The organism is Methylobacterium sp. Leaf117 (assembly GCF_001422985.1).
In the GTDB taxonomy this organism is placed as follows: Bacteria; Pseudomonadota; Alphaproteobacteria; order Rhizobiales; family Beijerinckiaceae; genus Methylobacterium.
Genome location: NZ_LMNL01000003.1, coordinates 44,736 through 64,865 on the forward strand (window position 1 = coordinate 44,736; position 20,130 = coordinate 64,865).

16 protein-coding genes, 1 tRNA gene and 1 pseudogene are annotated in these 20,130 nt (G+C 69.5%); 5 read left to right on the forward strand and 13 right to left on the reverse strand.

Annotated features, from left to right (window positions below; translation table 11 throughout):
- Positions 1-89 precede the first annotated feature (89 nt).
- Positions 90-491, forward strand: coding sequence for a hypothetical protein (locus tag ASF57_RS04580; protein WP_056480597.1), 402 nt, complete (start codon positions 90-92; stop codon positions 489-491).
- Between the two features lie 217 nt (positions 492-708).
- On the opposite strand, the gene ASF57_RS04585 is transcribed toward ASF57_RS04580, so the two are convergent.
- Positions 709-1,590: an FkbM family methyltransferase gene (locus tag ASF57_RS04585; RefSeq protein ID WP_082503683.1), complete on the reverse strand. Its 882-nt coding sequence runs from the start codon at positions 1,588-1,590 to the stop codon at positions 709-711.
- A 477-nt stretch (positions 1,591-2,067) separates the two neighbouring features.
- Complete coding sequence (locus ASF57_RS04590) at positions 2,068-5,304, reverse strand: DEAD/DEAH box helicase (protein WP_056480748.1); 3,237 nt, start codon at positions 5,302-5,304, stop codon at positions 2,068-2,070.
- 130 nt (positions 5,305-5,434) lie between these two features.
- Here ASF57_RS04590 and ASF57_RS25370 point away from each other — a divergent pair, with 130 nt between their 5' ends.
- Entirely contained in the window at positions 5,435-5,587 is a 153-nt protein-coding gene (locus ASF57_RS25370) for a hypothetical protein (RefSeq protein ID WP_156375959.1), read from the forward strand.
- Between the two features lie 155 nt (positions 5,588-5,742).
- On the opposite strand, the gene ASF57_RS04600 is transcribed toward ASF57_RS25370, so the two are convergent.
- Together ASF57_RS04600 and ASF57_RS25375 are read right to left on the reverse strand one after the other, a co-directional pair.
- Entirely contained in the window at positions 5,743-7,236 is a 1,494-nt protein-coding gene (locus ASF57_RS04600; protein ID WP_082503684.1) for a DUF2252 domain-containing protein, read from the reverse strand.
- A 168-nt stretch (positions 7,237-7,404) separates the two neighbouring features.
- Positions 7,405-7,481: transfer RNA gene (locus ASF57_RS25375), tRNA-OTHER, on the reverse strand.
- Between the two features lie 274 nt (positions 7,482-7,755).
- Here ASF57_RS25375 and ASF57_RS04605 point away from each other — a divergent pair.
- Together ASF57_RS04605 and ASF57_RS04610 are read left to right on the forward strand one after the other, a co-directional pair.
- Positions 7,756-9,387, forward strand: coding sequence for an alpha-D-glucose phosphate-specific phosphoglucomutase (locus ASF57_RS04605; protein WP_056480606.1), 1,632 nt, complete (start codon positions 7,756-7,758; stop codon positions 9,385-9,387).
- Between the two features lie 103 nt (positions 9,388-9,490).
- Positions 9,491-10,261 (forward strand): glucose 1-dehydrogenase, encoded by a 771-nt coding sequence (locus tag ASF57_RS04610; RefSeq protein ID WP_056480610.1) that lies wholly within the window; start codon positions 9,491-9,493, stop codon positions 10,259-10,261.
- 32 nt (positions 10,262-10,293) lie between these two features.
- On the opposite strand, the gene ASF57_RS04615 is transcribed toward ASF57_RS04610, so the two are convergent.
- From ASF57_RS04615 to ASF57_RS04620, 3 genes and pseudogenes are all read right to left on the reverse strand, one after another.
- Entirely contained in the window at positions 10,294-10,626 is a 333-nt protein-coding gene (locus ASF57_RS04615; RefSeq protein ID WP_056480613.1) for a hypothetical protein, read from the reverse strand.
- 8 nt (positions 10,627-10,634) lie between these two features.
- Positions 10,635-10,712 (reverse strand): annotated as a pseudogene (locus ASF57_RS27355) (protease); the annotation flags it as partial.
- A gap of 39 nt (positions 10,713-10,751) precedes the next feature.
- Complete coding sequence (locus ASF57_RS04620; RefSeq protein ID WP_056480615.1) at positions 10,752-11,834, reverse strand: catalase family protein; 1,083 nt, start codon at positions 11,832-11,834, stop codon at positions 10,752-10,754.
- 282 nt (positions 11,835-12,116) lie between these two features.
- Between ASF57_RS04620 and ASF57_RS04625 the strand changes: the two genes are divergently transcribed.
- A complete protein-coding gene (locus tag ASF57_RS04625; RefSeq protein ID WP_056480618.1) occupies positions 12,117-13,154 on the forward strand; it encodes a catalase family protein in 1,038 nt (345 codons plus the stop codon).
- 150 nt (positions 13,155-13,304) lie between these two features.
- On the opposite strand, the gene ASF57_RS04630 is transcribed toward ASF57_RS04625, so the two are convergent.
- The 6 genes from ASF57_RS04630 to ASF57_RS04650 form a co-directional block, all read right to left on the reverse strand.
- Positions 13,305-13,667, reverse strand: a complete 363-nt coding sequence (locus ASF57_RS04630; RefSeq protein ID WP_082503686.1) for a hypothetical protein — start codon at positions 13,665-13,667, stop codon at positions 13,305-13,307.
- A 155-nt stretch (positions 13,668-13,822) separates the two neighbouring features.
- A complete protein-coding gene (locus ASF57_RS04635) occupies positions 13,823-15,139 on the reverse strand; it encodes a leucine-rich repeat-containing protein kinase family protein (protein ID WP_056480622.1) in 1,317 nt (438 codons plus the stop codon).
- Between the two features lie 28 nt (positions 15,140-15,167).
- On the reverse strand, positions 15,168-16,226 hold the full coding sequence (locus ASF57_RS04640) for a tyrosine recombinase XerC (protein WP_056480625.1): 1,059 nt from the start codon (positions 16,224-16,226) through the stop codon (positions 15,168-15,170).
- A 193-nt stretch (positions 16,227-16,419) separates the two neighbouring features.
- The gene (locus ASF57_RS25385; RefSeq protein WP_156375960.1) at positions 16,420-17,358 is read right to left on the reverse strand and encodes a DUF5677 domain-containing protein; all 939 of its coding nucleotides are present in this window, start codon (positions 17,356-17,358) and stop codon (positions 16,420-16,422) included.
- A 236-nt stretch (positions 17,359-17,594) separates the two neighbouring features.
- On the reverse strand, positions 17,595-18,503 hold the full coding sequence (locus ASF57_RS04645) for an alpha/beta hydrolase (protein WP_056480629.1): 909 nt from the start codon (positions 18,501-18,503) through the stop codon (positions 17,595-17,597).
- Positions 18,500-20,062 carry a GMC family oxidoreductase gene (locus tag ASF57_RS04650; RefSeq protein WP_056480632.1) on the reverse strand — a complete coding sequence of 521 codons (1,563 nt, stop codon included), beginning with the start codon at positions 20,060-20,062 and terminating at the stop codon, positions 18,500-18,502. The genes ASF57_RS04645 and ASF57_RS04650 overlap by 4 nt, the downstream gene beginning before the upstream one ends.
- Positions 20,063-20,130: the final 68 nt, after the last annotated feature.

Here is a 20,130-nt window from a genome sequence, read left to right on the forward strand (position 1 = left end):
ATCCTTTGGTTGCGTTCCGGTGAGAGAGGTTTAACCTCGGCGCCTCCCTGCGGATGGGAGGCGGGCATCGCTCAGGCCATGCGAATCTTATGACGGGCCGGACGCTCGTCATCCTCCTCGGCGGGGCGGTCCTTCTCACGGTGACGACCTTGGTCGCCGTGCCGTTCTGGGCCGTCCTCACGGCCATGCCGGATCGGGCGCGGCCATCCCTCGTGCAGAACCTTCCGCCCGAGTTTGCACGGGGCGATGCGGCTTTTGCTGCGCGCATCGCCGACACATTCCCGCTCGGCTCGTCGGAAGGGGGCCTGATCTCGCGCCTGCGGGCCGAAGGTTTCAGCAGCGATCCGCCGGCCGCGAATCCGGCCGAAGGGCGTCGGGCATGGTTCGTGCTCTCGGAGCCATCCTGCACCCTGACGTGGCGCGTAGGCTGGCGGGCGGAGGACGGACGCCTCGCTTCGGTGGCCGGAGCGTATGGCGGAACCTGCCTGTGAACCGCGACCGGTCCGACAGGCTGACCACGCTCGCTCATCATCGCGGTGACCGCCGCACGCGCCGCCATCGTGGTCCTGCGCCTTCGCGGTCCGAGACCGCCCGAACCGGTCCCACGCGGTGCTTCGTTCCACGGCAGGCGGTGATCGACGCCGGCTCCCGTCCTGTGGCCGGCGCAAAGGCGGAAACGTCCCCAACCCGCCGGCGCGTCGGGCGGCCTCAGGCCGCCTTGCGGCGCAATGCGTTCAGGAACACGCTCTTCTGTTCGCGGGGCAGCATGACATAGTTCGTGCGGTCGGCCACGAACTCCTGGGCGCCGAAGGATTCCACCTCTTCGACCTGGAATCCCGGCAGGGCGCGCAGGCAGACATAGTCCAGCGATTCGATCAGGCGGGTCAGTTCCTCGCAGCGCTGCCTGCGCCGCAGCATCGTCGCCTGCTCGGCGACGTTCTGCCGTTCGACGAATGGCAGCACCTCGGACAGGATGAGCGGCCGGTCGCGCCCGATCGTGTCGACCAGGCCCTTGAGGACCTCCAGTTCGCCGCCCTCCACGTCGATCTTGATGATCCCGACGGTGTCCGTCCCCAGGGTCGCCAGCACCTCGTCGCCTCGGCTGACATAGATGAACCGCTCGTAGGAACGCTGATTCGCGCCGGTCCAGAAGCCCTGCACGATGGTGGCCTGGGGATCGACCGCGCTCGAATAGTAAAACGGCACCAGGCAGGCCTGATCGCTGAGGCCAAAGGGGATGATCTTGCATCCCTTGATCGCGTTGGCGTCGATCAGATCATACACGTAAGCGCAGCAGGGAACCGACGCCTCGAAGCCGACATAGGCCCGCGACGGCTCGATGGACTTCATCTTGAGAAGGATCTGCCCGACATTGACCCCCACATCGACGAAGAGTCCCGGATTCAATTTCAAAGACAATTCAATGAAATCGTGGAAGTAATCTTCGTATGACTTCAGATGTTGGGAATGAAAGCTTTTGTTGACCGGAATGTTGAATTTTGTCCCCGATATCATTGCCTTTTTGTAGCTGCCCTCTTTATAGAAAACCGATTTCAGTATATCTTTTGCTTTTGAGGCGGCTGAAGACATCGTCTATAGTCCCGGATGGATTGAAAAAGCCATCAAGGTCGATATCATCCGCAGATTGATCCGCAAGACGAATGCGTACTTAAAATTGCTGATCCATCGCCTGTTGCGCGCCAGACACAGGCGATGATCCCGAGTTGAACGGGTGCAGCCTGGACATGAGAGCGCTCCAACGACGCGTCAGGCGGCTGCATCGGCGGCCATCTGCTGGCGCGAGACCGGAGGATTGGGGCGACGGCGGTGGCCGGACTGCGCAGGGCCGGATCGTGACGCGCCGAAAAGGTTGAGGCGACGGTGGCCGCCGTCGGTGGCTCGCGTGATTCAGGCCTGTGAACGAGGCACCTCGCACGCTGCGGCAGCCGGATTTCGGCCGACCGCCGGCGCGACGCTCCGGGCGCGGCCATCCCGCCCACGGCAGGGATGGCCGCCTGACCGGTGCGGACGGTGTCGATCGGGCGTCCCGCCCGATCGCTCGAGGCGTCAGCCGGCCGTCGCACCGGCTCTGCGTTCGCCCTGCGCCGTCAGGCGCTCGAGGAAGGCAGCGGCGAGGCGGCCGCGCTCGGCCGGGTCGTCGTGGCCCTGGCGCAGGAGCACGCGGTTGTCCCGGCGCTCGATATGGGCGTGGGCCGGCACGGCCAGCGGCGGCGCGTTGGGCCGGAGGTCGGCCGCCAGACCCTGCGGGCCGCCGCTGAGGCGATGGATGCCGAGCGCCAAGCAGCCGACCCGGAGCCGGGCGAGGGCGATCAGGTCCTCGAAGGGCGTGGGCGGCGGGCCGAAGCGGTCGACCACCTCGCTGCGTAGGGCCTCGACCTCTTCCGGATTGGTGAGGCGCAGGGTGCGGGTATAGAGGCTCAGCCGCACTTCGGGCTCGGGCACATAATCCGCCGGCACGGAGCCGGAGAGGCCCAGCCGGATCTCGGGGTTCCAGTCCTCCGCCGGCTCGCCCTTGGCCGCCCGCAGGGCCAAGTGCAGCAGGTGCTGGTACAGCCCCAGGCCGATCAGCTTGACGTGGCCGGCCTGGTTCTCGCCGACGAGGTCGCCCGCGCCGCGCAGGTCGAGATCGCGGGCGCTGATGGCGAAGCCCGCACCAAGGCGGTCGAGGGCCTCCAGGGTCCGCAGGCGTTTCTCGGTGGCGGACGACAGCGGCCGGTCCGGGCGGTGCAGCAGATAGACGACGCCGCGGCGCTGGCCACGCCCGACCCGGCCGCGCAGCTGGTGCAGCTGCGACAGGCCGAAGCGCTCCGCATCCCAGACGAGCATGGTGTTGGCGCGCGGTACGTCGAGTCCGCTCTCGATGATGCTGGTGGCGAGCAGCACATCGCCCTCGCCATCGGCGAAGCGCACCATCACGTCATCCATCTCGGCGGCCTTGAGCTCGCCATGGGCCACCATGGTCGTCAGGTCCGGCACCAGCTTGGCGAGGCGCGCCGCCATCGGGGCGATGTCCTCGATGCGCGGGCAGACGACGAAGCTCTGGCCGCCGCGCCGATGCTCGCGCATCAGCGCGTCCCGCATCGCCGCGTCCTCGAAGGCGGCGATCACGGTGCGGATGGGCTGCCGCACGGAAGGCGGCGTGGCGATGACGCTGAGGCTCTGGAGGCCGACCAGGGCGCTCTGCAGGGTGCGGGGGATCGGTGTCGCGGTCAGCGTCAGCACGTGGCCGTCGCCGGCCGCCTGACGCAGGCCCTCCTTGATCTTGGTGCCGAAGCGCTGCTCCTCGTCGATGACCATCAGGCCGAGATCGGCGAAGGCCACACCCTTGGCCGCGAGGCAGTGGGTGCCGACCACGAGACGGATCGAGCCGTCGGCGAGCCCGGCCTTCACCCGCTTGGCATCCGCCGGCGAGACGAGGCGCGAGAGGTGCGCGACCTCCACGCCGAAGCGCGCGAAGCGCCGGGTGAAGGTCTGCACGTGCTGGCGCGCCAGGACGGTGGTGGGAGCGACGATCGCCACCTGCTTGCCGGCAAACACCGCGGCGGCGGCGGCGCGCAGGGCCACCTCGGTCTTGCCGAAGCCGACATCGCCGCAGACGAGGCGGTCCATCGGCCGGCCGGAGGCGAGGTCGGCCATCACGCCGCTCACCGCCCCGGCCTGGTCGGCCGTCAGGGCGAAGCCGAACCCGGCGGCGAAGCGCTCCATCTCGCGGTCCGGCGGCGCCAGCACCGGTGCGCGGACCGCCCGGCGCTTCTCGGCATCCGCCAGCATCACCCGGGCGGCCCGGGCCATGCAGGCCTCGGCTTCGAGGCGACGACGGCCCCAGGATCCGCCTTCCAGCTTGTCCAGGGTCACGGCCTCGGCCTCGGAGCCGTAGCGCCAGATCCGGTCGGCCTGGGACACCGGAACCATCAGGATGCCGTCCCCGGCAAAGCGCAGGCGCAGGGCGTCTTCCTGGCCGCCGGTGCCGGTGCTCACCGCCTCCAGCCCCTCGAACACGCAGAGCCCGTTGTCGCGGTCGACCGCGACGTCGCCGATCCGCAGCTCCACCTCGCCGATGGGCAGGATGGCGCTCGGGCCTCCGCTCGCCACGGTGGCGGCGCGTGCCCCGAAGAGATCGGCGGCGGCGATCACCGCCATGCCCTGGTCCGGCACCCGGAAGCCGGCCTCGATCGGGGCTTCCAGGATGAGCAGGGCGCCGGACTTGGCCGCGGTCGCCTCGGCCCAGGCGCCCACCGGGCGGGCCTTGCGGCCGAGCGCCCGCTCGGCGATGCGCACCAGCCGCGCCAGGGGCTCGGCCGGCCCCGTGAGAAGGATGCGGTCGCCCGCCGTGAGGCGCTCGCGCAGGGTCTCGGCCAGCGCGGTGTTCGGCCGGGCCTTGCGCACGAAGGCCGGCATGGTGAGATCCTCGCCCTCCGCCGTCTCGGCGTCGGCGACGCGCCGCGCGGCGAGCTGGGTCGCCCAGGCCTCGGGGCTCAGGTAGAGGCCGCCATCGTCGGCCGCCCCGCGCCGGGACCGGGCTGCGGATTCCCGCCCCTCGGCGATCTGCTCGAAGAAGGCCTGCGCCCGCTCTTCGGCCCCCTCCTCGACGACGAGGCGGGCGTCGGGCACCTGGTCGAGCACGGTGACGAGAGCCGGATAGAACCGGGCGAGGCCGTGCTCCTGCCCGGTGAAGGGCTCCAGCCGGTGCTCCGAGCCCTCGGCCAGGAGGATCTCGGTGGCGGGATCGATGACGAGGACCTCGGCATCGGCCAGCGAGCGCTGCGAGACCGGGTCGTAGGAGCGGATCGCGATGACCCGGCCGGCTTCGTACTCGATGCGGCAGGGCCGGTCGGCGGCGGCCGGGAAGACGTCCACGGTGCGGCCCCAGACCGCGACCTCGCCGGGCTCGTCGACCCGGTCGTCGAGGATGTAGCCGAGGCGCTGCAGGGCATCGGTGATCGCGGGCGGATCGAGGGCGTCGCCGATGCGGATCTCCAGGTGGGCGCCCGCCCAGGTCTCGGCCGGGGGCACGCGCTGGATCAGCGCCGGGGCGGTGGTGAGCACGATGTCGGGCAGGGCCGCGGTGTCGGTGAGCCAGCGCAACACGCCGGTGCGCGCCCCCATCACCCCGCGCGAGGGCGAGGCCCGGTCGTAGGGCAGGCAGTCCCATTCCGGATAGAGGGCGACTGTGCGCTCCGGCGACAGCGCCCGGAGGATGCCCGCGATGGCCTCCAGGCGATGGCTTTCGCGGGCCATGTGGATCAGGGGCCTGCCGCACTCGGTCAGCCCCAGGAGGGCCACCACCAGGGCGCCGGTGGGCACGAGGGGCGCGACGATCTCGGGACTGGCGGGGGCCGGGGCCGGCTCGGTCCGCTTGGGCGCGACGGCGTTGCGACCGGCGGCCTTGCGGGGGCGGGTTCTGGATGCAGACGTGTTCGGCGCGGATGTTTTCGACGCGGATGTTTTCGACGTGGGTGTTTTCAACGTGGGCGTTTTCGGCGTGCGTGCCGGAGCGGGGGAAGCGTGTGCGGAAGACGTCTCGGTCCTGCGTTTTGCCATCGGAGAGGTGCGCTGCCCGGCTTGAGATCTGGACTCAGGCAACGCGGTCCAAGGGGGCCGGGCTCCGTCATTCGCCCCGCCGTCCCCAGTTTGTCGCAGCACCCTCTGGGTGACCTGTGGGTGACCTGTGGGCAGACCTGTGCACAGATCCTTGGATGCCCTCCGGGACGCCCCTTCGGATCACATCTCCGGGTCGGGCGACGCCTCGAGCCGACCGTCCGCGATGGCCGCCCGGAAGGCGGCGTAGTCGGCCTCGTTCTGGTCGCCATAGGCGAAGGCCCAGTCGGCCAGGGCCTCGCGCAGGTCGCATTGACGGTCGCGGCCGCAATAGCCCGCGATGGCGGCCGCATCCCCGGTGCGCGCATGCGCCCGGGCGAGCAGGGCGCCGTAGGCCCAGGAGAAGTAGATCAGCGGCTGCCCGGTCAGGCCCGCCACCGGGATGTCGCCCTTCATGTTCTTCATCTGACGTACGTAGAACGGCCGCCCGTCGATGGTGGTCCAGCCGAGCAGCGGATCGCCCACCGCCTGGAGCAGGCGCTGGCCGTAGATCACCCGCTCGCCCTCGTGGTCGCCGTAGGAATCCGGCATCCCGGACAGGTAGGGCGCGTGGGCCGGCGTCACCGCCTCCTTGACCTGGAGGAAGAGCACGTCCTGGTCGGAATTGCCGCACAGGAGCGCCACGTAGGCCCGGGTGCCGACGCTGCCGACGCCGACGACCCGGTGGGCGACGTCGACCACGTGGTAGCGGCTCAGCATGAAGCGGCGCTCGCGCGGCAGGGTCTCGGCGTAATGCTCCAGGCCGCCGATCACCGCCTCCCGGGTCTCGGCATCGACGCCGGTGAGAATGGGAGGGGCTTCCTTGAAGCGCCAGCCGCCGTCGGTGCGGCGCTCGCCGACCCGGGCGAGCAGGCTCTTGTTGTGCTTCTTGCGCGCCTTCTCCACCGCCCGGGCGATGACCGCCTTGGAATCCTCGTCGATGGAGAGGCCGGCGAAGTCGAGCTGGTCGGCCCGCGCCGCCTGATGCCAGACGTCGAGGGGGCCCTGCGGCGCCAGTTCGGTCATGGTGTGCTGGTAGCCCGCCACCGCCGCGAGGGCAGCCTCGCGGCGCTCGGGCTTGGCGACGCCGTCGGTCCTGGCCGCCACCTCGATGCTGGCCACGAGGCGCTTCAGGTCCCATTCCCACGGGCCGATCGTCACCTCGTCGAAATCATTCAGGTCGAGGACGATGTCGCGCTGAGGCGTGCCGAACAGGCCGAAATTGGCCAGATGCGCGTCGCCGTTCATCACCACCGCGATGCCGCTGCGCGGGGTATGGGCGAGGTCCCACGCCATCACGTGCGCCGCGCCGCGCAGGAAGGCGAAGGGCGAACTCGCCATCCTGGCGACCCGGAGCGGGATCAGGTGCGGCTGGCGCCCGTCATGCGCCGCCTCGATCAGCGAGACCGGGTCGGGCCGGTTGGCGGGCGGGTGCCACGCTCCGTGAGCCGCGTGCGGCACCGCCTCGCGCAGGGCCTTGCCGGCGTGGCGGCGCTTGTCCCAGGGCTCGCCCGCCTCGCGCAGGTTGATGCGCGGAATGTCGGCGAGCGGCGCCAGCAGGATGTCGTCGGCCTGAGGCTGCATATCGGTCGCGCTCGACGCGTCAGCGCGCAGGCTGACATCCTGGGGGCATTCCATGCATGGTCCTCACGCGCGAATTCGTGAAGGACAAATCTTGACCGTTTCGGATCGTTCCCGGGGCAACACGTCTCAGCGGGGGGATTCATCCCGAGCCGGGACGGTGCGCCCCGTGCATCGGCGGCCTCGCGCAAGTCGACGTTGTGCGGACCGGGCGGAGAGGTCGGATGGAGGCCGGGGTCCGGATTTGAACCGGACGTGCGAATCCTTGCGGGGATCCTGGCTCGACACTCACCCACCTGGCCGAGGGCTATCAATCATGGTGGTCTTGCATGGTGGTCTTGACGATGCAAGCGGGCCTCGTCTTACGGGCGCAGGAACGGTTGCGAAGTCATGAACGACACATCCATCAGCTTTGCTCGCCTCGACTTGCCGTTCCTCCAGATCGGGTCGCGCGATGCTTGGCTGACGCCGGCCGATGCGGGTGCCGGAGGCCCGGTCCGTCCCACAGGACCGTCGGCGATTGACCCGCGCGGGCAAACCGCGTTCTTGAGCGCGGGATTGAGGAGTGCCAGAACGATGTCCGTAACGACCGTGCCGACGACGCCCTTCGACGACCAGAAACCGGGCACGTCCGGCCTGCGCAAGAAGGTGCCGGTTTTCCAGCAGGCACGCTACGTCGAGAACTTCGTCCAGGCGATCATCGACTGCATTCCCGACCGGGCGGGCGCCACCCTGGTGCTCGGCGGCGACGGCCGCTTCCTCAATCGGCAGGTGGTGCAGACCACCCTGCGGATCGCGGCGGCCAACGGCTTTTCCCGCGTGCTCGTCGGCCGGGGCGGCCTGCTCTCGACGCCCGCCGCCTCCTGCGTCATCCGCAAGCACGGCGCCATCGGCGGCATCATCCTGTCGGCGAGCCACAACCCGGGCGGCCCGGACGGCGATTTCGGCATCAAGTACAACACCGCCAATGGCGGCCCGGCCCCCGAGGGCGTGACGGCAGCGATCTACGCCCGCACCCAGGCCCTCACCGAATACCGCATCGTCGAGGGGCCGGACCTCGACCTCGACACCCTCGGCGAGACCCGGATCGGCCCCATGACCGTGGCGGTGATCGATCCGGTCGCCGATTACCTGGCGCTGATGCGCGACCTCATCGATTTCGACGCCATCACCCGGCTGTTCGCCGGCGGCTTCCGCATGCGCTTCGACGCCATGAGCGCGGTCACCGGCCCCTACGCCCACGCCATCCTGGAGGGTGTGTTCGGGGCGCAAGCCGGCACCGTGGTCAACGGGACGCCGCGGGAGGATTTCGGCGGGCATCATCCCGACCCGAACCCGGTCCACGCCCATGACCTCTACGACCTGATGCTGAGCGCCGACGCGCCCGATCTCGGCGCGGCCTCGGACGGCGACGGCGACCGCAACATGATCGTGGCGCCGGGCCTGTTCGTGACCCCGAGCGACAGCCTCGCGATCCTGGCCGCGCATGCGCACCTGGCCCCCGGCTACGCGCAGGGACTCGCCGGCGTCGCCCGCTCGATGCCGACCAGCCGGGCGCTGGACCGGGTCGCGGCCTCCCTGGGGATCAAGGCCTACGAGACCCCCACCGGCTGGAAGTTCTTCGGCAACCTGCTCGATGCCGGTCTCATCACCCTCTGCGGCGAGGAGAGCGCCGGCACCGGTTCGAACCACGTCCGGGAGAAGGACGGCCTCTGGGCGGTGCTGATCTGGCTCAACATCCTGGCGGTCACGGGCAAGCCGGCCCAGGACGTGGTGCGGGGCCACTGGGCGCAGTTCGGGCGCGACTACTACACCCGGCACGATTACGAGGAGATCGAGTCCGCGGCCGCCAAGCGCCTGATGGAGGGCCTGCGCGCCAAGCTCGCGACGCTGCCCGGCACCAAGCTCGGCGATCTCACCGTCGCGGCGGCGGACGACTTCCGCTACGTCGATCCCGTCGACGGCTCGGTCACCGAGCAGCAGGGCATCCGCGTCACCTTCGCGGAGGATGCCCGGGTGGTCTACCGTCTGTCCGGCACCGGCACGGCGGGCGCGACCCTGCGGGTCTATCTCGAGCGCTACGAATCCGCCCCCGACCGGCTCGAATTGCCGGTGGCGGAGGTGCTCGCCCCGGTGGTGGCGGTGGCGAACGCGCTGGCCGACATCGCCGCCCTCACCGGCCGCTCCGAGCCGAGCGTCATCACCTGAGCCGAAGCCATGCCTGATCCGGGACGATCGGCGCCCGGAACAGGACCGGGCGTCGCGTCCTTAGTCCTCGCATCGACCCCCGATGCGAGGAGACCGGCTCACCATGAAGCTGCACGGCAAGCGCGCGCTGATCACCGGCGCGGATTCAGGGATCGGCCAGGCGGCGGCCGAGCTGTTCGCCCGCGAAGGCGCCGACGTGGCGATCACCTACCACACCGATGCGGACGGAGCCCGCGAGACCGCGCGCCGGGTCGAGGCGGCGGGCCGGCGCTGCCTCGTGATCCAGAACGATGTCGGCGACCCGGCCTCGGTGGAGGCGACCTTCGCGGCGGTCGCCCGCGACCTCGGCGCCCTCGACATCCTGGTCAACAATGCCGGCCAGGCCATGAGCGGCATGCCGGTGGCCGAGATGGACGACGCCACGCTCGAGCAGATCCTGCGCGTCAACCTGATGGCGCCGGTCTTCTGCGCCCGGGCCTTCATCAAGGTCCGGCGCGCCGCAGGCGGACGCGGCAAGATCGTCATCGTCTCCTCGGTCGCCCAGCACCTGCCGACCCCGGAGAGCGCCCCCTACGGCATGTCCAAGGCCGGCGTCGGCTCCCTCTGCCGCAGTCTGGCGCGGGAGCTGGCCGAGGATCGGATCAACGTCAACAACGTGGCGCCCGGCCTGATCGAGACGCCGATGACGAGCGATCGCTTCGAGAACCCGGACAAGCTCGCCCAGTCCCTGGACCGCATCCCCTGGCACCGGGCGGGCCAGCCGGACGAGATCGCCAAGGCGATCCTCTACCTCGCCTCGGACGATTCCGACTACGTCACCGGGCACACCCTGGTGGTCGACGGCGGCCTGACCATGCAGTGGGGCGGCGCCTGAGGCGCGCGTTGTGGATGGTGGAGCTTGGGCGACTATCCAGGCCGCCGAAGCCCGACGTTCGGGACCGTCTGCGTCCGACCCAACACGGCCATTCGAGATCTCTTTGTCGATACCCTGAAGCGGACACGACATTCGTTGGGCATGATCAGGCAGCCAAGCGCCAGTACGATGGACTGGTGGACCGGAACACCCGCCGTGACGCCGTCCGCCACGGCCCAACTCACGCCGTGGGGCGCCCGCGCGATGTCCCCGGTCGCATACACCCCCGCCTCCGTCATCAGATTGGCGGCATCCGTGCGGATGACCGGACCGAACGGTCCTTCGTCGAGCGCGCAGCCGAGCCGTTCCGCCAGCGGACTGTTCATCTGCGTCCGCGGGGCTTCGTGAACTCCGGTTCCTCCGTCCCCCGGGGGGCGATCAGGATGGCAATGGTCTTGTCCTGAAGGGTCATGGTTGGCTCCTCTATCGGTGGCGGGAAAAGGGGTCGGCCTCAGGCCGGAATGCTCTCCGGCGAGGCGGTGCTCTCGGCGGTCACGCCGTTCTCCCGGTGGCGGAAGTCGCTCAGCGCCCGGTAGACCTGGAGCCGAGCCCGCATCACCGAACCGAGCGGCTGGTGCGCCGCGAGGCTGTGCGCGGGGCGGAAGGTCATCACCTCGTCGAAGTAACGCACCCGTTCAGGGGAGTAGGCGTCCTGCCGGGGTAGGCGGAGCGTCGCCACCGTGCGGTACGGGCTGACCGCGACCGGCCAGTCGACCGACGCGTCCTCGATGGGCTGGCGCTCGGCGTCAGCCCACAGTTGAGCCTTCAAGTCGAACACCACGTCAGTCTCGCTAAAGAACGCAGCCGCCGCGTGGCGGAAACCATTCTCGTCCCCGTGCGGATCAAGGCGCCATTTGGCGAGGTCCCGTTGGGCAGGCGAAGCCGGGATCGCCCCGAGCTTGGCGACGTAGTCGCCGAACCGCATCGGGGCCTGGCTGAAGTAGCTGTCGGCGAGCGGATGGCTGTAGGGATGGCCGAGGAAATCGGCCATGGCGCTTTCTGTGCCGAAGGCGTGCAGCACTCGGTTGAGGTTGCGGGCTGTGGCCGCGACGGCGCTCTTCACGCCCTCCGGCAAGCCAGTTGATTTCCCGATGACCGTGCCGTCCCGCAGGAAGCCCGCCGCCGTGCCCGACGGGAAGGTCGTGCCGGTGGCGAGCACGAAGTCCTGGGTCTCGACATCGTGGCCCGGCAGCTTCTCGCCGGGTACCCCGAAGACCTTGATCGACATGCCGCGGTGGGTCGACACCCGGTCGCCCAGGATCTCACCGGGCCCTTGCGCGAAGCGCACCGCCACCCTGTGCCTCCCCGGTTTGGCGAACAGGCCCTGTGCGAGTTCCGGAGGCAGGTTCTCCGGAACGACCAACTCCCCGACGACGCAGGCCGAACTCTTGGCGTGGCTCGCACGTACCGCGTGGTGCTCGCGCTTCTCCACGGTCTGCGACTGCTGGGTCATCCCCTGGATGATGCCGTCGATGGACTTCTGCTCGTCCGGGGCGGGCGTCTCGATGTCGGGGGCGTAGCGAAGGTATGTCATCGGCGTCTCCTCGACGTGTCGTCCGCCTGCGGGGTGGTTTGACGAAAGCTGGGATCGGGACGTGGGGTCCGAAGGCCGCCGGATTGCGGCCGTGCCTGGGCGGAGAGAATGACCGCACCGCCGAAAAGCCGCGCCAGCCCCCTGCCGTTCCACACCTCGTTCAGGGGCGATTGAATGCCGCACAACCCGGAACGTCGCCGGGTTAACGGGTGTTCTGTCCTGGCCGCCAGCGGGAGACAGACCTTGCGATCACCGGTGCGATACACTCCCGACGTCGAGGCAATGATGCCGAACGAAGGGCAGACCATCGAGCAGCTCAACCAGACCTTCGATAAGATCCTGAACCGGGTCGCGGAAGATTCCGGGCACGCCGTGCGTTCAGTTCACGCCAAGTCCCACGGCATCCTCGAAGGTGTGCTCAACATCGATGCCGGGCTTCCGCCGGACCTGGCCCAGGGGCTGTTCGCCAATCCCGGCGAGCACAAGGTCTACATGCGGTTGTCGACCAACGCCGGCGACATCCTCCCCGATGCAGTCTCCCTGCCCCGAGGCCTCGCACTCAAGGTGCTGGACGTCGAGGGCGAGCGCCTGCCGGATGCGGAGGGGACGACGCAGAACTTCATCATGGTCAACGGCAAGGTGTTCCAGGCGCCGAACACGGAGAAGTTCCTGGGCAGCCTCAAGCTGCTGGCCGGTACCACGGACCGCGCCGAGGGGCTGAAGGTCGCCGCCTCCACGGTCCTGCGCGGCGTCAACAAGGCTTTGCATGCGGTGGGCATCGACAGCCCCACCATCGGTTCCCTGGGCGGCGCGCCCAATGTCGATCCGCTCGGCGAGACCTATTACAGCCTGACCCCGTTCCGGTACGGCGACTACATCGCCAAATTCTCGCTGGCCCCCGTCGCGCCGGCTCTAACTGCCCTGACCGGTACTGAGATCGACGCCTCCGGCCGCCCGAACGCCATCCGCGAGACAGTGCAGTCCGAGATGATCGGTATCGCCGGCGAATGGGAGTTCCGGGTCCAACTCTGTCGCAACCTCGAACGCCAGCCGGTCGAGGACCCGACGGTGGAGTGGAAGGAGGACGAGGCACCGTTCCAGCGGGTCGGGATTGTCCGGGTTCAGCCGCAGAACAGTTGGGACCCTGCTCGGGTCCAAGCGGTGGACGAGGAGATGCGCTTCAGCGTGTGGACCGGCCTCGCAGCGCACCGACCTCTCGGCAACATCAACCGCGCCCGCAACGCCCCCTACAGGCATTCGGCCGAGTTCCGCGAGCGGTTCAATCGCTGCCCGATCCACGAGCCGGGCGCGGTGAGCTGAAGCGACATCCTGAAGTTGCAACTGCTGAAGGTATCGGGAACGGGCGCGACGGCGATGTCTACTTCATCGCTAATCCGCTCGAAAGCCGACAGGCAGAGATCCACCCAACTCGGACGGTCGGCCCGCGTTCCGAACGGTGGAGATATCCCGCTACCGCGGGTTCCGCCAGGTGGTCGTGGCGGGCGCCGTCGTGACCGGCGTGAGGCTGCCGGTGGCGGCTGGTCCGGCCGCGCGGACCGGGGCGGCGCTTTCCTCGGCCACGTGCAGCCTGCGCGGTGCCACGGAGGCCCGGCGGGCGGCGCGGACCCGGCGGCGGCGCGGGCGGGGGCTCTCGGAGGTGGCGCCGATATAGCCGCCGACGATGCCGCCGACGACCGCGCCCACCGGTCCGCCGACCAGGGCGCCGGCCACCGCGCCGGTGCCGACGCCCACCGTGGTCTTGCTCGCGGCGAGCGCAGCCTGCGGCGCCGCGAGCGCGCCCGCGAGCAGAAGCGCGGTGGTGATTGCCTTCATGATGACCCTAACCCCCTGATTCCGGACGCGTCCCTGGCGGGAGACCGTGACGAAATCGGGGCCGCGCCGCGTCGCCGCGCGGGTCTGCCCGGTCGGCGGCTCGCGACGGAAGACGCCTGTGCTTTGCGCATCTCAGGCGGAGCGCCGGCGCGCGCCTACGCCTCGGCCTGCGGGAGATGCGCGAGGATGTCGGCGAAACCCGGTCTCTCCCCGATCTCGGGCCGGGTGCAGGCCCCTTCGAGGTGGCGCCAGGGACCGCCCCTGATCCCGGCGAGGTCCAGGAGTTCGCCGAGCAGCAGGCCCCAGGCCCGCACCTCGACCCGGCGCAGGGCCGCGCCGACGGGGCCGTCCGGCAGGATCGAGGCGGCGCCGAAATCGCTGACGACGGCTTGCCCGTCCGTGCCGTCCCACAGGATGTTGTGGCCATAGAGGTCGCCGTGCAGGATGCGGCGGGCGTGGAGATGGGCGCAGGCCTCGGCCGTGCCGCGGGCGATGCGCAGGGCCGCCGCCGGCGTCAGGGTCAGGCCGGGCGCGTAGACGTCGCGGCTGCAGCTCTCCAGGCTCGGCGGCCCGGCCAGCACCCGCCAGGACTCCGGCAGGAGCCGCATCAGCAGGCCCTCGCTGCCGTCCGGATGATCGACGACGCGCCCGAGGGCGCCGGTGAGGTGCGGGTGCGCCCCGGCCGCGAGGCAGGCTTCCATCTCGCGGGCGGGCAGGCCGTCGCTGGTCATGGTGCCCTTGAACAGCTTGAGGGCGACGGCGTCGGCCGCGCCCCCGTCGCGGCGCCACAGCGCCCGGTGCACCCGGCCCGAGGTTCCCTCGCCCAGGAGGGCGCCGGGTTCGAGCTCGCTCCAGGCCACCGCCGGCACCGCGGGCAGCACCGGCTCGTCGGCCACGGGATTGCCGGCATAGGAGGTCCAGGCGAGGGCCGGCAGGGTGGCGAGCCAGGGCGGAAGCGCCTCCAGCCGGTTGGTGGCCAGCCGCACCAGTTCGAGGTTGGCGGCACCCTCCAGGCTGTCGGGCAGGCGCCGCAGGCGATTGCCCGACAGCATCAGCTTCTGCAGCATCGGCCGCTGCCCGAGGGCGTCGGGCAGGGTGGCGATCTGGTTGTCCGTCAGGGTGAGCCAGCGCAGGGCCGGCGGCAGGGCCTCGCCCGGCACCTCCACGAGCCCGGTGCCGCGAAAGCCGACCTGGCTCAGGGCCGGGCAGTCGCCGAGCACCGGCGGCAGGCGGGTGAAGCGGTTGCCCGAGCAGAACAGCACGCGCAGGCGCCGCAGGCGGCCGAAATCCTCTGGCAGCGCCGTGAGGGCGCTGCCGCTCAGGTCCAGCCGTTCGAGACTGTCGCCGAGGTCGAGGATCTCGCGCGGAAACGTGGTCAGGCCGGGGGGAAAGCGGAGGGCCGTGGCCCCGGCGCAGTCGCCGCGGCGCAGGGCGGCCAACAGGTCCTGTTTCGCGGGAGCGTGTTGGGTCATCGGCGGGGCACGAACAGGCGGGGGCGGATCATGCCCCCGGTCCTAGCGCGGGGCGGGGACCCGGCGCACGGCTTTTCTCGCGCAGCGCCGCCGCCCGGAGCGGGGCCTGGCCCGCGCGCGGATGGGCGGCATCGAAGGCCTCCATCAGCCGGGTCGCGTCGATCTTGGTGTAGAGCTGGGTGGTGGCCAGGGAGGCGTGGCCGAGCAGTTCCTGGATCGCCCGCAACTCGCCCTGGCGCGCCAGGAGGTGCGTGGCGAAGGAGTGGCGCAGGGCGTGCGGCGTCGCGCTCTCGGGCAGGCCGAGCCCGCCGCGCATCGCCGCCACCGCGTATTGAATGATCCGGGGCGAGAGCGGACCGCCCTTGGCGCCCACGAAGAGCGGACCGTCCGGGGCCAGGGCGTAGGGGCAGGCGGCGCAGTATTCGGCCACCGCCGCCGCGACCACCGGCAGCACCGGCACCATCCGGGACTTGCCGCCCTTGCCCAGCACGGTGACGGAATCGAGGCCCGGCAGGGGCGCGTCCCGGGCCCGGAGCCCGAGGGCTTCCGAGATGCGCAGGCCCGAGCCGTAGAGCAGGGCCAGCACGGCGGCGTCGCGCGCCAGCACCCAGGGCTCGCGGGCCTCGCCGGCGCGCAGGTCGGGGCTGCTCATCGCCCGCGCGGCGGCGATCGGGATCGGACGCGGCAGGCGCCGTTCCACCTTGGGCGAGCGCACGGCGCCCAAGGCCGCCACGGTGCCGTGGCCCTCGCGCTCCAGGTGGCGCGCAAAGGAGCGCAGGCCCGCCAGCGCCCGCATCAGCGAGCGCCCGCCGACCCCCTCCGCCCGGCGCGCCGCCATGAAGGCGCGCACATCCCGCGGTTTCAACGCGACGAGCTGGGCGATGCCGGGCGTGCCGTGCCGCCCGGCGCGATGGACCAGGAACTGGCGCAGGTCCCGCACATAGGCCTCGACGGTGTTGGGCGACAGGCGCCGCTCCCGTGCGAGCTCGTCCTGCCAGGCCAGGGCCTCGGCGCGCAGGGCTGCCTCACCCGGAAACGCCAGGGCGTCGGCGGGCAGCGGGGAGGGGCCGGATGCGGAGGATGCCATGCCGCCACTGAAGCCCGAGAGGCGTTGACGCTCCGTTGCCGAAGGGGCGCGGAGCCGCGCGGGTGGGAGGATTTGATGGCCGGAATGTCGGCTTCCGACCCAAGCCGGGTATGCGGGGGGATCGTCAAGGCGTCACGAAAGCGATCACAGGTCGGCCTCTCGTCGAAGTTGGCTCGGAGTGGGCATCAGTTATTTAAGCAGCATTGCTAAGACGATCTCCAAGATTACGCACCTCTTCAAGAATGCCACCTTTCGGTGCACCTTCGTCTGAGAAGGCGCGTCGCATCGCATGCGTAAGCAGATAGAGTGGCGGTTTCTGGTTCATTTCTTCGAATGTGACGATTTCCGGCCATCGGTGTACCTGATCAATCAAAGATAATATTCCATGCGCCTCCTTAGAGCAGTCGGTCGTGAAAGATGCTGGAAATGCTGAGTGATAGGCAATGAATAGAAGCGATCCATAGAAACTTGCGAGGTCTTTGTAGTATTTACTGATGTTAGAGGTCGAGAAGGAAAAAGGCCCTTCTTGATTCCCCCATCCCATTCTCAGCAAAGATTGTGGATTGAAATGGACAAAATTTGATGCCGCGAAATAGATATACTCGTAGGTATGAAGCAAGCCTATGTCGGCTGCCATATCTCGCATAGTCGGCCCGTCTCGACGCGTAATACAACGTGCCGCCCAGAACTCTCGCACCCGTCGCCGCGCCACTAACGCTGCGTCCTGTCCCTCGTCTTTCCGCGGTGACAAGACGGGTTGAAATGGATTGTTCGCCGAAAAAAACTCCCTTTGTGTCTGGATGCCCTCAGCAAGGGCCCGGCCAATCAGCAGGGAAGTAAGTTCCTCTTTGTCCGAACCAAGATTTTTCTGCATATATGCTAAAGATATCAGGTCCTCACAAATGCCTCGGAGGCTGCTAACAAAGACGAACTCTTCGTCCTGATACTTCCTGGTCCTATTGACGGCAACATTGAAATCCACGCATTTGGCTATTGCTGCGGCGGTTAGAGCATCAAACATTCTTTCCTTCAAAGCGGGCAGAGCTGGTGAAAGAAAACGTTCGCGGCGCCGGATTGACCTGAAGGCTTTGCCGAAAGCGGAGGTGATGGGCGGTTTTTTGGCGTCGTCCATAAAATTCTCAAACAAATGGAGGTTTCGGCGGAAAAACTGTGTCTGCTTGTGATGTTTTTAATACGTTACGAGCGGGCACGGAGGCGACGTCCGCTTCAATGCATTGCCGTTCAGAAGCAGAAAGTCCCAATTCGACTCATTACCGACGCACAGCGTCGGGCCTAACGCCCGCCCTCGATCCGAAACGGGCCTCCACGGCGCCTCCGGAGCGCGAAGGGCCACCCGCGCTCGCCCCTTCACCCCCGCCCCATCCGCTCCGCGAGAAACGTCCGGATCCGCACTTCGGCCCGGCGCGATTCCGGCAGGCCGAGCAGGGGGTAGACGTGCATCAGGCCGGGTTCCTCGTGGTAGGCGAGGGGGGCTTCCTCCGCTCGGGCGCGGGCGGCGAGGCGGCGGGCATCGGCGACGAGGATGTCGTGGCTGCCGCAGAACAGTTCGATCGGGGGCAGGTCCCGCAGGGTGCCGAAGAGGGGGCTGACCCGGGGGTCCGTCCTGTCCCACGCGCCCGCGTACCAGCGCCCGAGGGTCCGGACGCCCGGGCGCATCAGCATCACGTCATCGGGTTCGATCCGGGCCTGCGCGGGCCTCGATGTGGAGACGTCGAGCCAGGGCGAGATCAGGACGAGGCCCCGGGGCAGGGGCAGCCCGGCATCGCGGGCCTGCATCGCCACGGACAGGGCGAGTCCGCCCCCGGCGGAATCGCCCATCAGGGCGATCGGCGCGGCATCCCGCATGTCCCGGTAGAGCGCCAGCGTGAAGGCGGTGATGTCGGCGCAGGCGTGCTCCGGCGTCAACGGATAGAGCGGTACGGTGACGGTCAGGCCCGTCGCGTCCACCATGCGGGCGATGAAGCGCCAGTGGATGCGGGTGATCGGGCTCGTATAGGCGCCCCCGTGCAGGTAGATCACCCCGCCCGCGCGGGCCTCCCGGCCGGCGCCCGGGCGCGGCGCCAGGGTGTAGACCTCGCGGCCGTCGCGCAGGCCCCAGGTCACCGCGAGGCGCCGGCGCAGGGCGCGGCTCGGCCGGGCGGGGTGGGGCCGCTCGGCGATGGCCCGTTCCGGGTCGAGGTCGTCGCGGGCAAGGTGGCGCCGCCGCCCGGTGAGGCGGATCGCCAGGGCGGCGAGGCGCGCCGTCAGGCTGGTCACAGCCGGCCCGCGATGGTGTCGCCGACCCGCAGGGCGTTGGCGATGATGGTCAGGGTCGGGTTCACGGCGCCGATCGAGGGGAAGAAGCTCGCATCGGTGACGTAGAGATTGTCGATGCCGTGCGCCCGGCAATCGAGGTCGAGCACCGAGGTCGCCGGGTCCGTGCCGAAGCGCAGCGTCCCGGCTTGATGCGCCGTGCCGCCGATCGGCGTGTCCTTGCCGAGGTAGAGCGAGCGGTCGAACAGGTGCGGATGCACGTCGAGCTTGCCGCAGAGGTCGCGCAGCTTCTGCTTCAGCCGCCGATGCCCCTCCATGTTGCTCTCGGTGAGATCGAGGCGGACGCGGCCGCCGTCGTAGAAGATCCGGTTCTCCGGCCGCGGCAGATCCTCCGAGGTCAGCCAGAAATCGAGGGAATGCTTGGCGATCCAGTCGAACGGCTTTTCGGGAAACCATTGCAGGAAGCCCGGCAGGCCCTCGCCGTGGATCTGGGTGCCGTCGGACTTGCCGACCATCTGGATGTGGCCCAGCGGAAAGTCCCAGTCGTCCGAGCCGAAGTAGAAGTCGTTGAGCCCGAGGGTCTTCTGGAACTTCGTCGGGTTCGGGGTGCGCGAGACCGCCAGCACGGTGGCGTTGTTGTGGCGCATGTAGTTGCGCCCGACCTGGCCCGAGGCGTTGGCGAGCCCCTGCGGGTGGGCGTCGTTGGCCGAGCGCAGCATCAGCAGGGCCGAGGACAGGGCGCCGCAGGCCACCACCACGATGTCGCCCGAGACCGTCCGGCTCCGCCCCTCGCGCACCAGCTCGACGCCGGTGATCTGGCGCCCGCTCGGGCTGGTGAGGAGGCGCTCCACGTAGGCGCCGGTCCAGAGGGTGAGATTGGGGTGCCGGGCCAGCGCCGGGTCGACGCAGATGATCTGCGCATCGGCCTTGCCGTTGGTCAGGCAGGGATAGCCGTCGAAGGCGTCGCAGCGGATGCAGGCCGAATGCGGCAGGGCCTGGCCGTCGCGCTCGTCGAGCAGCACGCCCACCGGCAGGTGGAAGGGCCGGTGGCCCTCGCGCTTCAAGCCGTCGAACAGTTCCTGGATGCGGGGCTCGTGGGAGACCGGCGGGTAGGCATAGGGCTTGTCCGCCGGGGGCTCGGTCGGGTCTTCGCCGCGCAGGCCGTGGACGTGGTAGAGTTCCTCGGCCGCCTGATAATAGGGCGCGAAGGTGTCGTACTTCACCGGCCATTCGGGCGCATCGCCGTCGGGGTGGCGCACCACGTCGAAGTCTTGGCTTCGCAGGCGCAGCAGCACCGAGCCGTAGACCTTGCTGTTGCCGCCGACATAGTAGTGCAGGCCCGGGTGGAATTCCCGGCCATCGGCGCCGTACCAGCTCTCCGGGGCCTGATAGCGCGCATCCACGAACACCGCCTGGCTGTCCCAGTTCTCGCGCTCGCGCGGAAGATAGCCGCCGCGCTCCAGCAGCAGCACGCGCTTGCCGGTCTGGGCGAGGCGCCAGGCCATGGTGCCGCCGCCCGGCCCCGAGCCCACGATGACGACGTCGTAATGGTCCTGAGTCATGGGGGTTTCCACGGGGGTTTCCACGGGGGGCCTTCGGGGTCCGGTGTCTCGGGTAGGTCGGTTCCGGA

Excerpts from the sequence above, each read along its gene's own strand:
- ASF57_RS04640 (WP_056480625.1), bottom strand. The coding sequence starts at position 16,226 with ATGGCATCCTCCGCATCCGGCCCCTCCCCGCTGCCCGCCGACGCCCTG.
- ASF57_RS04600 (WP_082503684.1), bottom strand. The coding sequence starts at position 7,236 with ATGGAATGCCCCCAGGATGTCAGCCTGCGCGCTGACGCGTCGAGCGCG.
- ASF57_RS04615 (WP_056480613.1), bottom strand. The coding sequence starts at position 10,626 with ATGAACAGTCCGCTGGCGGAACGGCTCGGCTGCGCGCTCGACGAAGGA.
- ASF57_RS04580 (WP_056480597.1), top strand. The coding sequence starts at position 90 with ATGACGGGCCGGACGCTCGTCATCCTCCTCGGCGGGGCGGTCCTTCTC.
- ASF57_RS04610 (WP_056480610.1), top strand. The coding sequence starts at position 9,491 with ATGAAGCTGCACGGCAAGCGCGCGCTGATCACCGGCGCGGATTCAGGG.
- ASF57_RS04620 (WP_056480615.1), bottom strand. The coding sequence starts at position 11,834 with ATGACATACCTTCGCTACGCCCCCGACATCGAGACGCCCGCCCCGGAC.
- ASF57_RS04650 (WP_056480632.1), bottom strand. The coding sequence starts at position 20,062 with ATGACTCAGGACCATTACGACGTCGTCATCGTGGGCTCGGGGCCGGGC.
- ASF57_RS04635 (WP_056480622.1), bottom strand. The coding sequence starts at position 15,139 with ATGACCCAACACGCTCCCGCGAAACAGGACCTGTTGGCCGCCCTGCGC.
- ASF57_RS04585 (WP_082503683.1), bottom strand. The coding sequence starts at position 1,590 with ATGTCTTCAGCCGCCTCAAAAGCAAAAGATATACTGAAATCGGTTTTC.
- ASF57_RS04625 (WP_056480618.1), top strand. The coding sequence starts at position 12,117 with ATGATGCCGAACGAAGGGCAGACCATCGAGCAGCTCAACCAGACCTTC.
- ASF57_RS04605 (WP_056480606.1), top strand. The coding sequence starts at position 7,756 with ATGTCCGTAACGACCGTGCCGACGACGCCCTTCGACGACCAGAAACCG.
- ASF57_RS04630 (WP_082503686.1), bottom strand. The coding sequence starts at position 13,667 with ATGAAGGCAATCACCACCGCGCTTCTGCTCGCGGGCGCGCTCGCGGCG.
- ASF57_RS25385 (WP_156375960.1), bottom strand. The coding sequence starts at position 17,358 with ATGGACGACGCCAAAAAACCGCCCATCACCTCCGCTTTCGGCAAAGCC.